Annotated in this window: 14 protein-coding genes; 8 read left to right on the forward strand and 6 right to left on the reverse strand. The window is 71.1% G+C overall.

Annotated elements, in window-relative coordinates:
- Window positions 1-102: 102 nt before the first annotated feature.
- Window positions 103-1,314 (reverse strand): serine hydrolase domain-containing protein, encoded by a 1,212-nt coding sequence (locus AB0O91_RS31215; RefSeq protein ID WP_363440206.1) that lies wholly within the window; start codon window positions 1,312-1,314, stop codon window positions 103-105.
- 199 nt (window positions 1,315-1,513) lie between these two features.
- Here AB0O91_RS31215 and AB0O91_RS31220 point away from each other — a divergent pair, with 199 nt between their 5' ends.
- The gene (locus tag AB0O91_RS31220; protein ID WP_363440209.1) at window positions 1,514-2,350 is read left to right on the forward strand and encodes an NAD(P)-dependent oxidoreductase; all 837 of its coding nucleotides are present in this window, start codon (window positions 1,514-1,516) and stop codon (window positions 2,348-2,350) included.
- On the opposite strand, the gene AB0O91_RS31225 is transcribed toward AB0O91_RS31220, so the two are convergent.
- Window positions 2,311-2,721, reverse strand: a complete 411-nt coding sequence (locus AB0O91_RS31225; protein ID WP_363440212.1) for a nuclear transport factor 2 family protein — start codon at window positions 2,719-2,721, stop codon at window positions 2,311-2,313. The two genes, AB0O91_RS31220 and AB0O91_RS31225, sit on opposite strands and share 40 nt — an antisense overlap.
- Window positions 2,722-3,018: 297 nt before the next feature.
- Here AB0O91_RS31225 and AB0O91_RS31230 point away from each other — a divergent pair, with 297 nt between their 5' ends.
- Both AB0O91_RS31230 and AB0O91_RS31235 read left to right on the forward strand, forming a co-directional pair.
- On the forward strand, window positions 3,019-4,482 hold the full coding sequence (locus tag AB0O91_RS31230) for a choice-of-anchor A family protein (RefSeq protein WP_363440215.1): 1,464 nt from the start codon (window positions 3,019-3,021) through the stop codon (window positions 4,480-4,482).
- A gap of 377 nt (window positions 4,483-4,859) precedes the next feature.
- The gene (locus AB0O91_RS31235; RefSeq protein ID WP_363440218.1) at window positions 4,860-5,483 is read left to right on the forward strand and encodes a hypothetical protein; all 624 of its coding nucleotides are present in this window, start codon (window positions 4,860-4,862) and stop codon (window positions 5,481-5,483) included.
- Between the two features lie 119 nt (window positions 5,484-5,602).
- On the opposite strand, the gene AB0O91_RS31240 is transcribed toward AB0O91_RS31235, so the two are convergent.
- The gene (locus tag AB0O91_RS31240; protein WP_363440221.1) at window positions 5,603-6,895 is read right to left on the reverse strand and encodes a hypothetical protein; all 1,293 of its coding nucleotides are present in this window, start codon (window positions 6,893-6,895) and stop codon (window positions 5,603-5,605) included.
- 186 nt (window positions 6,896-7,081) lie between these two features.
- Between AB0O91_RS31240 and AB0O91_RS31245 the strand changes: the two genes are divergently transcribed.
- From AB0O91_RS31245 to AB0O91_RS31255, 3 genes are all read left to right on the forward strand, one after another.
- Window positions 7,082-7,642 (forward strand): Imm63 family immunity protein, encoded by a 561-nt coding sequence (locus AB0O91_RS31245; protein WP_363440224.1) that lies wholly within the window; start codon window positions 7,082-7,084, stop codon window positions 7,640-7,642.
- 61 nt (window positions 7,643-7,703) lie between these two features.
- The gene (locus AB0O91_RS31250) at window positions 7,704-8,378 is read left to right on the forward strand and encodes an alpha/beta hydrolase (RefSeq protein ID WP_363440226.1); all 675 of its coding nucleotides are present in this window, start codon (window positions 7,704-7,706) and stop codon (window positions 8,376-8,378) included.
- Between the two features lie 147 nt (window positions 8,379-8,525).
- Window positions 8,526-8,963: a DUF2690 domain-containing protein gene (locus AB0O91_RS31255; RefSeq protein ID WP_363440229.1), complete on the forward strand. Its 438-nt coding sequence runs from the start codon at window positions 8,526-8,528 to the stop codon at window positions 8,961-8,963.
- A 328-nt stretch (window positions 8,964-9,291) separates the two neighbouring features.
- Here the strand turns inward: AB0O91_RS31255 and AB0O91_RS31260 are convergent, their stop codons facing one another.
- The 3 genes from AB0O91_RS31260 to AB0O91_RS31270 all read right to left on the reverse strand — a co-directional run bounded on the left by AB0O91_RS31260 (window position 9,292) and on the right by AB0O91_RS31270 (window position 11,269).
- Window positions 9,292-9,834, reverse strand: coding sequence for a HEAT repeat domain-containing protein (locus AB0O91_RS31260; RefSeq protein WP_363440232.1), 543 nt, complete (start codon window positions 9,832-9,834; stop codon window positions 9,292-9,294).
- 309 nt (window positions 9,835-10,143) lie between these two features.
- Window positions 10,144-10,464 (reverse strand): hypothetical protein, encoded by a 321-nt coding sequence (locus AB0O91_RS31265; RefSeq protein WP_363440410.1) that lies wholly within the window; start codon window positions 10,462-10,464, stop codon window positions 10,144-10,146.
- Between the two features lie 346 nt (window positions 10,465-10,810).
- A complete protein-coding gene (locus AB0O91_RS31270; RefSeq protein WP_363440235.1) occupies window positions 10,811-11,269 on the reverse strand; it encodes an ATP-binding protein in 459 nt (152 codons plus the stop codon).
- 118 nt (window positions 11,270-11,387) lie between these two features.
- Here AB0O91_RS31270 and AB0O91_RS31275 point away from each other — a divergent pair, with 118 nt between their 5' ends.
- Window positions 11,388-12,269, forward strand: a complete 882-nt coding sequence (locus AB0O91_RS31275; RefSeq protein ID WP_363440238.1) for a helix-turn-helix transcriptional regulator — start codon at window positions 11,388-11,390, stop codon at window positions 12,267-12,269.
- Entirely contained in the window at window positions 12,266-12,454 is a 189-nt protein-coding gene (locus AB0O91_RS31280) for a DUF397 domain-containing protein (RefSeq protein ID WP_363440240.1), read from the forward strand. The genes AB0O91_RS31275 and AB0O91_RS31280 overlap by 4 nt, the downstream gene beginning before the upstream one ends.
- Window positions 12,455-12,464: the final 10 nt, after the last annotated feature.

Here is a 12,464-nt window from a genome sequence, read left to right on the forward strand (position 1 = left end):
AGGAAGTCGGACCGGCCGACTTCCTGCGCGCGGCGGTCGGCGGCGAGGACACGGCCCCGGACCTGGTCCGGGGCTTTCGCACGGGGGTGATCCGGCGTCCCGTCAGACGACGGACTTCAGGCCGAACCCGGCGGCGACCAGCCCGAGCACGTACGGCGATTCGGCGCCGTTCAGGGCGGTCGGGTCGACCGAGTAGACCACCTTGCGGGAGAGGTCGCGGGTGGCGAACACCCCGCTGGTGGAGCCGGGCCGGGAGCCGGTCTTGCCCCAGGCCGTGACGCCGTTGGCCGACAGGCGCTCCAGCCCCATGCTCATGCACGCCTTGCCGCCCGGGCAGTGGTTGTTGTGCGGGGCGACCGGCACGTCCGGGACGGTGAACAGTTGCTCCTGCTCGGCCGCCGGGAGCAGGCGGCCCCGGAACAGTGCCGTGATGAAGCGGTCCAGGTCGGAGGCGCTGGAGACCATGCCGCCCTCGGCCCAGGGCCAGGGGCTCTGCTCGGTCACGTCGGCGCGGTGCGAGCCGCCGTCGGCGTCGGGGACGGTCAGGTAGGGGTGGGTGGCGGGGTGCCGCAGGGCGGGGTCGTCGCCGTCCGGGAGGGCGGTGTCGTGCAGGCCGAGCGGCCGGATGATCCGCCGGCGGAGTTCGTCGGCGTAGGGCCGGCCGGTGACCTTCTCGACGACCAGTCCGGCGACGAAGGTGTTCATGCCGTTGTACTGCTGCTCGGTGCCCGGGGCGAAGGCGAGCGGGTCCCCGGACATGGTGGCGAGGACCTGCTCGGGGGTGAAGGAGTCCAGGCGGTGGGCCTCGAACCAGCCGGTGGTGCCGTCGCCCCAGGGGCCGTTGTCGCCGTTGGGCAACCCGCTGGTGTGGTTGAGCAGTTGGCCGACCAGGACGCCCTGGTACGGGAAGTCCGGGAGGTACCGGCGCACGTCGGCGTCCAGGTCGAGCTTTCCCTCACCGGCGAGTTGGAGCACGACGGTGGCGGTGAAGATCTTCGAGATCGACCCGATCCGGAACCGGCCGTGGGTGTCCACGGCCATCCCGTCCTCCGCCGAGATGCCCTCGAAGTGCCCGCTGGTGCCGGTGATCCGTACGAAGGCGGCCGAGACGTCGGCGGCCGGCCGCGCGTCGAGCGCGGCCCGGACGGCGGCCGGGTCCAGCGGGGGCAGGGCCGCCGCCGTGGCGGTGGGCGCCGCCGGGTCGGTGGGCGCCGCGGCGAGGGCTGGGGTGCCCGCACCGACGGTCAGCGCGACGGCCAGGGCGCCGGCGGCGGCGACAACGGCCCAACGGGTGCGGTGCGGAGTGGCGTTCACGGGTGCTGCATCTCCAGACTGTTCGTTCGTCCTCCGGGCCGGCGGCTCGTCCCCCCGGCCCGCAGGAGGAGTCTTCCGAAGCCGGCCGCCGGGATCATCAGGGACGGGACGCCGGTGATCCCTGATCTTCTGTCGGGGATGTCCCGGAGCTCGTAGGCTCGAGGGCCTGTCCACCCGGGGAGGGATCACGATGCGGGTCATGGTCACCGGCAGCGCCGGACTGGTCGGTTCGGCGATCGTGCGCCGACTGCGGGCCGCGGGGCGGACGGTGGTGGGGGTCGACCGGCGGCCGTCGGCCGAGACGTCCGTGGTGGCCGATCTGCGCGATGACGGGGCGTGGTGGCGCCGGGCGCTCGACGGGGTCGGGGCGGTCGTCCACACGGCCGCGCTGCACGCGCCGCACGTCGGGGTGCGCCCGGACGCCGAGTTCCACGAGGTCAACGTCGGCGCGACGCGGAACCTGCTGGAGGCGGCGGCCGCCGCCGGCGTGCACCGCCTCGTCTACACCAGCTCGACCTCGGTGTACGGCCACGCGCTGGAGCCGACCGGTGCGGCGGTCTGGGTCACCGAGGAGCTGGCGTGCCGCCCGCGTGACGTCTACGACGAGACCAAGCTCGCCGCGGAACGCCTGGTGCTCGGCGAGGGGGCGGAAAAGGGGATGAGCGCGGTCTGTCTGCGGATCGCCCGTTGCTTCCCCGAGCCGCCGGAGGTCGAGGCCCGGCACCGGCTCTACCGGGGCGTCGACCTCGCCGACGTCGCGGAGGCCCACCTGCTCGCCGTCGAGGGCGACGCGGCAGGGGTGCTGAACATCGCCGGGCCGTACCCGTGGAGCGAGCAGGACCTCGGGCAACTGCGGTACGAACCGGCCGGGTTGATCACTGCCCGGCTCCCAGAGGTGACGGCCGGCTTCGGCCGCCGGGGGTGGGCGCTGCCGGCCTCGATCGACCGCGTGTACGTGTCCGCCCGGGCGGGCGAGGCGCTCGGCTACCGCCCGCGTCACGGGGTGTCGGAACTCACCAGCCCGGGGGTGAAGTAGTCGCGCAGGTGGGCGATCCGCCCGTCGCGGAGCCGGAAGATCTGGACCAGCGAGACGGTCTCGTCGGGGTCGAAGAAGGTGTCGATCTCCGCGATGAAGACGTCCGGATCGGCGGTGTCGTGCAGCACGAACCCGGACTTCTCCAGGTTCGGCGCCAGGCCGTCGCCGACCCGCCGGGCGTAGTACGCCGCCATCTCCGTGCGGATCTGCTCGCGGCCCACCAGCCGCCGGGGGAAGTCGGCGCCCTCGGGCACGAGCGGCGCCTCGAAGACGCCGTCCGGGGTGAAGCACTCGGCGAGCGCGTCGGCGTTCGCGCTGATCGCACCGGCGTAGACGTAGCCCTGGAAGACCTCCAGGTGGGTTCGGGGCATGCGGGGCTCCTCGGTTCCGGTGGTCGCGTTCAAGGCCCTTGCTCTCGGCCGGAGTTGCGGGCTCGCGGACGTGGGTCCAGGGCCCGGTGAGCCTATCGCCCGACGCAGGCGACCCGGTGAGCTACCGCTTGGTTCGTATGAGGATCGAATGAGGATCCCGTGAGATCCGCCGGTCGGCCGGGTACGAATGGTCCTTTTTGGTGTTCGATGTTCCCTATCTGCTCGATCGTCAGCAGATGTCACAGAGTGCGGCAGGTCGCTCCGGCCTGCCCTTTTCCATGCACCAAGGAACCGTCGATGCGTCAGACCACCCGTCCCCCGGGCCGCATAGCCACCACCGCCACAGGACCACGCGCCACCGGAAGACACCGGGCCGCCAGGATCGCGCTCACCACCGCCATCACCGCCCTACCCCTCACCACGGTGCTGACGGTCGGTTCGGCCGCTCCGCTGGCCCCGCCGTTGGGCGCCTGCACCGGGCCCGACTGTCCGGCGACCTGGCCGGAGCCGAACAACGACCCAATCACCCACCGCGACGCCTCCATCAACGTCTTCGTCGGTGGCAACTACGACGCCACCGGCCGCACGGCCGAAGCCGAGGGCAAGATCGTCGTCCTGGGCAATCTGGACGTCAACAAGGACGGTGGCGGTCTCTTCAACATGAGCGTCGTCGGTGTCGGCTCGCACGTCGTGCCGCCGGACGGCAGCGACTTCGTCACCGTCGGCGGCAACGTCACCGCGGAGGCCGGCAACCGCATGGTGGTCGGCGGCCCCGACGCCTTCGGCAACCTGCGCTACGCCGGCAGCAAGACCGGCGACGTGATCGTCGCACCGACCGGCCAGGCGATCCAGGACCCTAACGCCACCACGCAGTACCAGGACGCGCTGCCCCAGATCGAGACGGTCTCCGCCTGCGTAGGCAAAGCCGTCCAGACCGGCACCGTCGTCATCGACCCGTCTCAGGCCACCCTCACCGGTGACGGCGTCAGCACGAAGCAGGTCTTCAACGTCGCCCAGAACCTCGCCTCACCGACCGGCGGCCAGATCGGCCTGGTCTTCGAGAACATCCCGGTCGGGGCCACCGTCGTGGTCAACATGCTCGGCGACGACCAGCTCATCAACACCTACACCGGCACCGGCCAGGAGGGTGACCAGGCCACCGAGCTGCGCCCCAAGCTGATGTACAACTTCCCGACCGCAACCAAGGCCGAGATCACCGGCAGCGCCCAGTTCCAGGGCTCCGTCATGACCGGCAACCCGGACAGCACCATCACCCTCTCCCAGCCGGGCATAAACGGCCGGATCTACCTCGCCGGCAACCTGCTCCAGACCAGCAGCGGCGGCGGCTACGAACTCCACAGCTACCCGTTCGACGGCGACCTCCCGGACTGCAGCGCGACACCCGGCCCGACCCCGGCCCCGGCCACGGGCTCGCCGACACCGGCCGCACCGAGCCCGACGTCACCGGCGTCCACCGCCGCAGCGACGGCCACCCCCGCGTCCGCATCCACCACGGCGACCGATCCCGCCACGGCCTCCCCGTCCGCCGGTGGGACCACCCCGAGCGCCGCCGATCCCAGCCCGACCGGCGACCAGGCGGGCGGCGACCAGGCAGGCAGCGACGGCGACGGCAGCGGTGAACTGCCCCACACCGGCATGGACGGCAGCTCGCTGGTCTTCGGCCTGGTCGGCCTCGCCCTGATCGGCCTCGGCGGCGCCGTCGCCGTGGTGGCGGCCCGCGGTCGACGCCGCCGGGACTGACGCCCCCACGGCCGGTGGGCCCGGGACGCCCTGGGCCCACCGGCCCTACGGCGGGGGGGTGTTCGGCCTATCGCAGCGTCAACCCCTGGCGCCGCCGCCCTCGGAAGCCGACGAACGACGAATGACCGATTTGTGATCACGGTTCGGTGACCTTCTGCCCCTTGGGCGACCGATGACCTGTTCTTGGCATTCGGGGGCGGTAGGTTTCACCGGCACACTTTCTTGATCACCACGGGGGATTCACCATTTCCACTCAGTCTGCCGAGCTGCCCGACGCCACCGCGCCCGCGGAGTCCGCCTCCACCGCCCCGGCGGAAGGGGCGCCCGGGTACGGCGAGGGGCAGCTCACCTGCACCGTCTGCGGTTCCGTTCCGGCCGTGGACGCCACCATCCGCGGGCACCAGGGCTTCATCGTCGTGCTGCGCTACCTCAAGCGGCGGGGCCCGTTCTGCCGCACCTGCGGCATCGCCACCCACCGGGAGATGACCTCCGACAGCCTCTGGCAGGGCTGGTGGGGCATCCCGTCGATGATCGTCAACCCGATCGTCATGCTGCTCAACATCCCGCAGCGACTGAAGATCAACAAGCTGGCGGAGCCGCTGCCCGGCGCCCCCGGCACGCCGATGGACACCGGCAAGCCCGTCTACCTGCGGCCCACGGTCGTCGGCCTGTTGATCCCGGTGGTCCTGATCGCGCTGCTCTTCGCCCTGCTGAAGGACGACCCGGAGTTCGCGAAGGCCGGCGAGTGCATCCACAACAGCAGCCCGCTCGCCATGGCCGGCCTGAACGACAACAACCCGGACGTCAAGGTGGTCCCCTGCTCCGACCCGCAGGCGGACGCCCGCATCGTGGCCCGGGCCGACGACACCACCGACGGCGAGACGGAGTGCCGCAAGTACCCCGAGGCGGACAGCTACTTCACGTACAAGCGGCGCAGCGACAAGTACGTGCTGTGCCTGACCAGCCTCAAGCCGCGGCCGAAGCTGACCCTCACCCCGTAGCGGGAAGGGGCGGCCCGGAAGGGCAGTGCATGGAGGAGCAGGAAGTCGGCGGGGCCGACTTCCTGCTCCTCCCGGTTCCAACGCCGGGTCGGTGGTGCGCGGTCAGCGCCGGGAGCGGGTCACCAGGTGACCACGCTCCCCTTGTCCAGCGTCAGTTCGCCGCTCACGTCGGCGACCCAGACGGTCGGTGAGCAGGCCAGGCGGGTCCCGCCGTAGGGGTTCTTGCACTTCTCGCCGAGGTGGGTGCCCGACAGGATCCCCGTGGCGATGATGCCCCTGGCCCCGTTCATGTAGACGGGGCCTCCGCTGTCGCCCTTGCCGGCCATGAGCCGGCCGGAGAGCTGCGTGACCTGGGCCACCACCCGGTAGTGGTCCCCGAGCAGGACGATGTTCCGCACGCTCGTCACCCGGCCGCCGCACACCTCCCCCATCAGCGATCCGCTGACGCAGACGGTCTCGCCGGCCAGCATGTCGGCCGTGCCGTGGACCGCGTTCATGCTCTGGGAGCTGGACAGCACCGGTCCGCCGGTCCAGATGTCCGGCGAGGCCCGGTTGACCAGGATCCGTGAGATGTCGTACGTGGGGTTCGTGTCGACGACGGTGCCGATCTGGTTGCCGTCGTTGCTGTAGACCTTGGTGCCGGCCGGGCCGCAGTGCTCGGCGGTGAGCAGGAAGTACTGGTCCACACCTGCGGTGCTCTGGGAGCCGTAGGACTTCACCCCGAAGCCCGACGTGCACAGTTGCGTGCCCATCTTGAGGAACATGCCGCCCACCAGGGGGCCCTTGGTGTTGTCCCGGGCCATGATCTGGGCCGCGGTCGTGTCGGAGGGGGCCTCGGCGGTCACCGTGATCGGGATGCCGCCGGTGAGGTCGGCCGGCAGTGCCGCCGCGCTCAGTGCGGCGGAGCCGTTCGAGCGCGGCGGGAGCTGCTGCTCGTTCACGCCGATGGACAGGGAGTTGCCGTCGTTGCCGGGCCTCACGGAGGTGATCTGGGCTCCGCCGATCCGGGCGCCGGAGGCGGTGATCGCCAGCCCGCGGTCCATCAGTTCCTTGGCGCTGTAGCGCGCGGGCACCACGTTCACCTGGATACCGCGCGCCTGGTGGGCCTTGATCGCGTCGGCGATCGGGGCCGGGGGCGTGCCGCCCTTCCAGTACAGGGTGTAGCCGTGGTCCTCGACCGAGACGGTGATCCCGGCGAAGTCCGACCCCGCGTCGCCCTTCGCGAGGGTGTTGGTCTCGTTCGCGGCGTCGACGATCGGCTCCTGCGCGGCCATCAGCGCCGCCGATGCCGCCGTGTCGTCGACGTCCGCGGCCCGCGCGGGGCTCGCGGCACCGGGCAGCGCCATGAAGGAGAGGGCGAGGCCCAGGGCCCCCGCGGTGGCGGCGAGAGACCGGGTGAACCGGTGGTGCATGAACGCTCCTGGTGAAGAAAAAGCCTGGTCACGGCAGTGCATGGTCCGTGTGTGAGGGACGACGGCCCGGTGCGCCCGGCGGGTTCACGGGCCTGCGGCGGGTTGCCGGACCCCCGTTTGCGTCAGATTGACGATAATTGCGTGAGCGGGTTACGGTGCCGGGCGGGCGAGAGGAAGGAGGCGGCCATGGGCACTACCGCACGCGAACGGATGCAGGCATCCCTGGAGACCGAGATCGAACGCATGAGTTCGGCCCTCCGGTTGACGCCCTACCAGCGCCCCCGGTTCGGGCGCCTGGAGGGTGGAGCCCCGGCCATGGCGGTGGGCCTGGACGGCGTGCTGCACCAGCAGTACTTCGAGCGCGGGGAGCTGGTGTTCGAGCGGCAGACCCGCGATCCCGACGAGTTCCTCTACTGGGCCTTCGAGGCCGCCACCCAGAACGCCGCCTACCTCTGGGTCTGCGACCATCCCGGGGATCCCGGACGCCGGCATGAGCGCGAACTGGCGCGCCAGGCCACCCTCCTCCACGCACTCCATCCGCACTGGGCCGAGCGCCTGCGCGACGATGGGCTGCAAGCACGGAGGGAGCGGAATGACGACGGCGTGCTCGTCGCCGAACTGCCCCCGGCGCCGCTCCACTTCGACGACCCCGAGCCCGAAGACCCGGAGCCCGACGGCCCCGAGCCCGAAGCCTCCGCACTCCAGCGCCTGGTGCGCCGCCTCCGGTGGCGACGCCCACCGCGCTGAGCGGTCTCCGACCCCACCAACTGTGGCGCGAGGCCGAACAGTTGGGCGATAGTGTACGGAGATGACTGACGTGATCATCCTTCACGGGGCCTGGCACCAGCCCGCTCACTACGCCGAACTCGCCGCCCTGTTGAACTCCCGGGGGCTCTCCGTGGAGGTGCCCGACCTCTACGGGCTGTCGCTCACCGAGAGCACCGCGACGGTCGAGGCCATCGTCTCGTCCGCGTCGAAGTCGCCCGTGGTGGTGGGCCATTCGTTCGGGGGCGTCACCGCCGGGACGGTGCGCGGAGCTGCCGCGCTGGTCTTCCTCAGCAGTTGGATCCTCGACGTCGACGAGTCCCCGGCCACCGTGCTCGCGCAGACCCCCGGCGAGCCCGGCGAGGGGCTGGTCGTCCTGCCGGACGCGGACGGGAGGCTCCGCCCGGACCCGGAGGACGCCCGGGCGAAGCCCTACGGCGACGTCGACGAGCCGGCCGCCGCGCGGGCGATGGAGCTGCTCCGCCCGGAGCCTCCGTCGATCTTCAACGCCACGCCCACCCGGGTGAGTTGGCGGGACACCCCGTCGGTCTACGTCCGCGGGCTGCGGGACCGGACCATCGCCACTCCGCTTCCGGACCGCTTCGCCGGGCGCTGCTCGCGCACGGAGACGTGGGACACCGGCCACTCACCCCACCTGAGCCGCCCGGCCGCCGTGGCGGATCTGATCGTTCGTCACCGAACGGACGGCGCCAGCTGATCCCGCGCCCCGCCCCGGCGGCGTCCCCGGGATGCGGGCGGGCGTCCCGGGACGGGCGGGGACGCGCAGCCGGTGACACGGGCGAGCGCCGGGCGCGACACTCTCCGTCGCGGATCCCGCACGACGTTTCCCCGAAGGAGCCCCTCCATGCGCCTGACGACCCGCCGCATCGCGACCACCGGTGCCACCATGGCCATGGCCGTGACCGGCCTGCTGCTGGGCGCCGGCGCCTCGCCCGCGTTCGCCGCGACGAGCTGCTACGCCGCCGGCTGCAACGCGCTCGACCCCTCCACCACGACCTGCGCCAACGACGCCCGGACGGTCAAGACCTCGTCGTTCGGCGTCGAACTGCGCTACAGCCCCTCCTGCCGGGCCGTCTGGGCCCGCCGCGCCTCCGGCATGAACGGGGTGGGCGACACCATCTCGGTCTGGAACAACACCTCCTCCGACTTCGCCGTCCTGCACGTTCCGGCCAACGGCTCCGGACCGTACTTCACGACCATGCTGAACGACGCCGACATCCAGTCCCGGGCCTGCGACGTCGTGGACGCCTACGGCGGCGTCTCCTGCACGGACTGGTTCTGATCCGACCCGCCAGGAAAGCACGGCCGGCGGCGGTCGAGGCGGGCCTCGCCGGAATGCCGATGGGCGAACGACGGTGAGCACCGGCGGCGATGGCGGAGCAGGAAGTCGGCCTGTCCGACTTCCTGCTCCAACCGGCCCGGCCAGGACGTGTCCGCCCGGTCGTGTGACGGTCATCGGCCCTGGTCGCTGCTCCGATCCCGGGGCGGGCCGATCCCGCCGTTCAGCCCGTGGAAGACGGTCCACGAGCGCCGGCGGCCAGGGCGGCCCGGTCGACTCGACCGGCGGACTGCACACGTGATCGCCCGGAGAACCCCTGAGGGCCGCCCCGTTATCGGGAGGCGTGTGGGGCGGTTCGTCGGTAGACGGTCCCTCCCGGGGCGAACCAACCCGCCTTCTTCCGGACGGCCGGGTTCGGGTCCTCGGCGTGGGACTCCTCCACGGCCGCGAGGGCCCGGGCATCGCTGTGGACGAACTTGCCCACCAGCTCGACCGCCCTCAGCCGGACCTGCGGATCGGGGTCGCAAGCCAGGTGCCGCAGTGCGGGTTCGAGGACCCGGTCCGCGCCCGGGGCGCACGTGTCGCCCTTGCACCGGTCGCAGGCCAGGGCGTGGAAGGCGGCGATCCGGACCCGGGCGTCGGGATCGTCGGCCATGGCGATGAGCTGACCCATGGACTCGGTGTCGACCAGATGATCCAGGAGACGGCAGCAGCCCTCACGGACCGCGGCGCTTGCATGGGACAGGCCGGCGCGGATGGCATCCAGCGCGTCCTCGTTGCGCCGCAGCAGCTCCCAGTAGGCCGCCACGGCGCGGTGCGGGTCGCCCAAGCACGAAACGAGGGCTTCGTTGTCGGTCCTGACGAATCCGAGCATGGCCCCAGTCTCCGGCCGTCCGGCCACGCCCGGCAAAGGGATTTCGCACCGGTCGGGCACGACGACGGCCGTGTGCCTGCCCCTGGAGGACAGGGTTCTGCTGGGCGTGGCCTCCTGGCACACGAACCTGACACCACGACAGCCGGCGCCCCACCTGCGGCCGGGCCGGGACCAGCACCCGATGATCCCGGGCCGACCGTACTCGTTCGTCGCCGCTCTCGAACCGGGTCGCACCTCCTGGTGCCGGTTGCTCGACGCGGTGCCGCTCGTCCCGGAGGACGACCTCGCCGAGGTCACCGCGGTCCAGGGTCAGACCGCCCTCCGGTCGGCGAGCCGGGCCACCTCGGTGAAGTACGCGCGGAAGAGCGGCTCATCGGCGGGCGGGACCCGGAACGCGGGCGAGGTGGAGTACCGGAAGGCGGCCGGGTCCGTGCCGTACAGCGGGGCGTCTGGATCGCGTACGGTGCCGATGAACAGCTCGCCGGGCTTGCCGGTCTTCTTGTAGTGCACCAGGGCTCCGAGCCACCGCAGCGGCACCCGGAGCTCGGACCTGCCCGCGTCGAACAGTTCGAACACCCCCTGGTCCACGCGCAGATGCAGGTTCTCGTAGTCGAACGTGAGCGGGTCCATGGCGGGACGATAGTCGACGACCAGGACACCTGCGACGGTGAAGGCCCTACTGTGACCCGGGCCCGCCGTTCAGCGACGTGCGACCCACCGTCGCGGCCGGCCACCGCCACGCCCACCACCGCCCAAGGCCCATGCCGATGCGCCGATACCGCACGGGTATCGGCGCAGGCGGGGAGTGGGTCAGGGGGTGGCCGTGGGGCTCGAAGTGGGCTGGGAGGTCCGGTGGTTGGGGTGGTCGTGGTGGCCGGTGGTGAGCGGGTAGGCCCAGGCGAGCAGGGCGATGAGGAGCACGAAGGGCAGGATCGTGCAGAGCGTCGCGCCGCCCGGGGCTGGGCTATCGCGGGGTTCAGGCGGCATCGGGGGCGGTGAGGTCGAGTTCGGCCCAGACGGTCTTGGCGTTGGGGTGGCGGGGGATGGTGCCCCAGCGGTCGGCGAGGGCGTCGATGAGGGTGAGGCCGCGCCCGGACTGGGCATGGGGGATGTGGACGGTGGGAAGGACGGGGAGCCGGTCACCCCTGGAGTCGCTGATCTCGATGCGAAGGGTGGTGCCCCGGCGCACGGTGGTGGTGAGGCAGAGGTGCAGCTCGAACCCGCGCCCCGGAACGCGTCCGTGCGTGATCGCGTTCGCGGCCAGCTCCGCGACGATCAGGAGCGCGGAGTAGAAGGGCTCGGTGTGGCTGAAGTTGAGCCCCCAGGCCGCGAGTTGGCGCCGGGAGATGCGGCGGCAGATGGCGGCACCCTTGGGCGTGGCGGCGAGGAGAGCGGTGTGACGGCGGGGTCTGTCGAGGGGGATTTCGGTCGTCATGGGTAGAAGCGTGGCGGCGCGGACGTACCCTGACCATGGGGATGAGGCGCACAGAGAGTGGCTGTCCGAACACGGGCCGCCTTAGTTGGGCTGGCCGAATTCATGCGGGGTGGTTGGTATGTGCGCTGCGCGTCAGAGCGAGTCGGGCGACGACGTTCGAGTCGAACTCCCGGAGGACTTGGGCGAAGCCTCGGACTTCTTCCGGGCGCTCGGGAAGCAGATCAAGCTCCTGCGGGAGCAGGCCGACATGACGCAGAAGGAACTCGGCGAACGCATCGGTTACACCGAGCAGATGGTCAGTGCGGTGGAGCGCGGGGTCCGGACGCCGCAGCCGGAGATCCTTATCGCGGTGGACAAGGTCGTCAATGCCGGAGGCCTGCTGGCCATCACGAGGGACGACGTGATCAACGCACGGAAGAAGGCACGGCTGAGGCACCCGGCCTGGTTCCGGGGCTACGCCGCCATGGAACCCGAGTCGATCGAGACCCATAACTTCGCCACCCACGGTATCCCGGGGTTGCTGCAAACCGAGGCGCACGCACGAGCGGCCTACGCAATGAGGCAGCCACCACTGTCAGAGGACGTGATCGACGCGAGGGTCGCGGCACGAATGGCGCGGCAGGAGGTCCTGACTCAGTGGCCTCGGGGAATGTTCAGTTGGGTGCTCGACGAGAGCGTGCTGCGCCGGCCCCTGGGAGGGTGGGAGGTACACGCAGCTCAGCTCCGTCGAATCCTGGATGTCGGTCGTATGCGGGGAATGGTCGTCCAGGTCTTGCCGCTGGATAAAATCGAACACGCTGGAATGGGCGGACCGTTCATCCTGATCACACCGAAGGGTCAGCCTCAGCATGCCTACATTGAAGTGCAGACCAGCAGTAGGCTGATCTCCGATCCGGATGAAGTCCAGATCATGAACGCGCGCTACAACATCCTCAGGGCGCAAGCCTACGGCCCCGAGGAGTCCCTGGCCTTGGTCGAGAAGATCCTGGGAGAACGATGAACACTGAGCTGGCATGGTTCAAGAGCAGCTACAGCAACAATGAGGGCGGCGAGTGCGTCGAGGTCGCCGGGACCCCCGGTGTCGTCCACGTGCGTGACTCCAAGGACAAGAGCGGCCCCCAACTGGCCTTCGAGCCGACGGCGTGGAAGGCATTCGTGGAGTTCGCCGCGACCGCCGAGGTCTGATCAACCTTCC

Source organism: Kitasatospora sp. NPDC089797 (assembly GCF_040684795.1).
In the GTDB taxonomy this organism is placed as follows: Bacteria; Actinomycetota; Actinomycetes; order Streptomycetales; family Streptomycetaceae; genus Kitasatospora.

Excerpts from the sequence above, each read along its gene's own strand:
- AB0O91_RS31225 (WP_363440212.1), bottom strand. The coding sequence starts at position 2,721 with ATGCCCCGAACCCACCTGGAGGTCTTCCAGGGCTACGTCTACGCCGGT.
- AB0O91_RS31220 (WP_363440209.1), top strand. The coding sequence starts at position 1,514 with ATGGTCACCGGCAGCGCCGGACTGGTCGGTTCGGCGATCGTGCGCCGA.
- AB0O91_RS31245 (WP_363440224.1), top strand. The coding sequence starts at position 7,082 with ATGGGCACTACCGCACGCGAACGGATGCAGGCATCCCTGGAGACCGAG.
- AB0O91_RS31240 (WP_363440221.1), bottom strand. The coding sequence starts at position 6,895 with ATGCACCACCGGTTCACCCGGTCTCTCGCCGCCACCGCGGGGGCCCTG.
- AB0O91_RS31275 (WP_363440238.1), top strand. The coding sequence starts at position 11,388 with ATGTGCGCTGCGCGTCAGAGCGAGTCGGGCGACGACGTTCGAGTCGAA.
- AB0O91_RS31230 (WP_363440215.1), top strand. The coding sequence starts at position 3,019 with ATGCGTCAGACCACCCGTCCCCCGGGCCGCATAGCCACCACCGCCACA.
- AB0O91_RS31270 (WP_363440235.1), bottom strand. The coding sequence starts at position 11,269 with ATGACGACCGAAATCCCCCTCGACAGACCCCGCCGTCACACCGCTCTC.
- AB0O91_RS31280 (WP_363440240.1), top strand. The coding sequence starts at position 12,266 with ATGAACACTGAGCTGGCATGGTTCAAGAGCAGCTACAGCAACAATGAG.
- AB0O91_RS31250 (WP_363440226.1), top strand. The coding sequence starts at position 7,704 with ATGACTGACGTGATCATCCTTCACGGGGCCTGGCACCAGCCCGCTCAC.
- AB0O91_RS31260 (WP_363440232.1), bottom strand. The coding sequence starts at position 9,834 with ATGCTCGGATTCGTCAGGACCGACAACGAAGCCCTCGTTTCGTGCTTG.
- AB0O91_RS31255 (WP_363440229.1), top strand. The coding sequence starts at position 8,526 with ATGCGCCTGACGACCCGCCGCATCGCGACCACCGGTGCCACCATGGCC.
- AB0O91_RS31265 (WP_363440410.1), bottom strand. The coding sequence starts at position 10,464 with ATGGACCCGCTCACGTTCGACTACGAGAACCTGCATCTGCGCGTGGAC.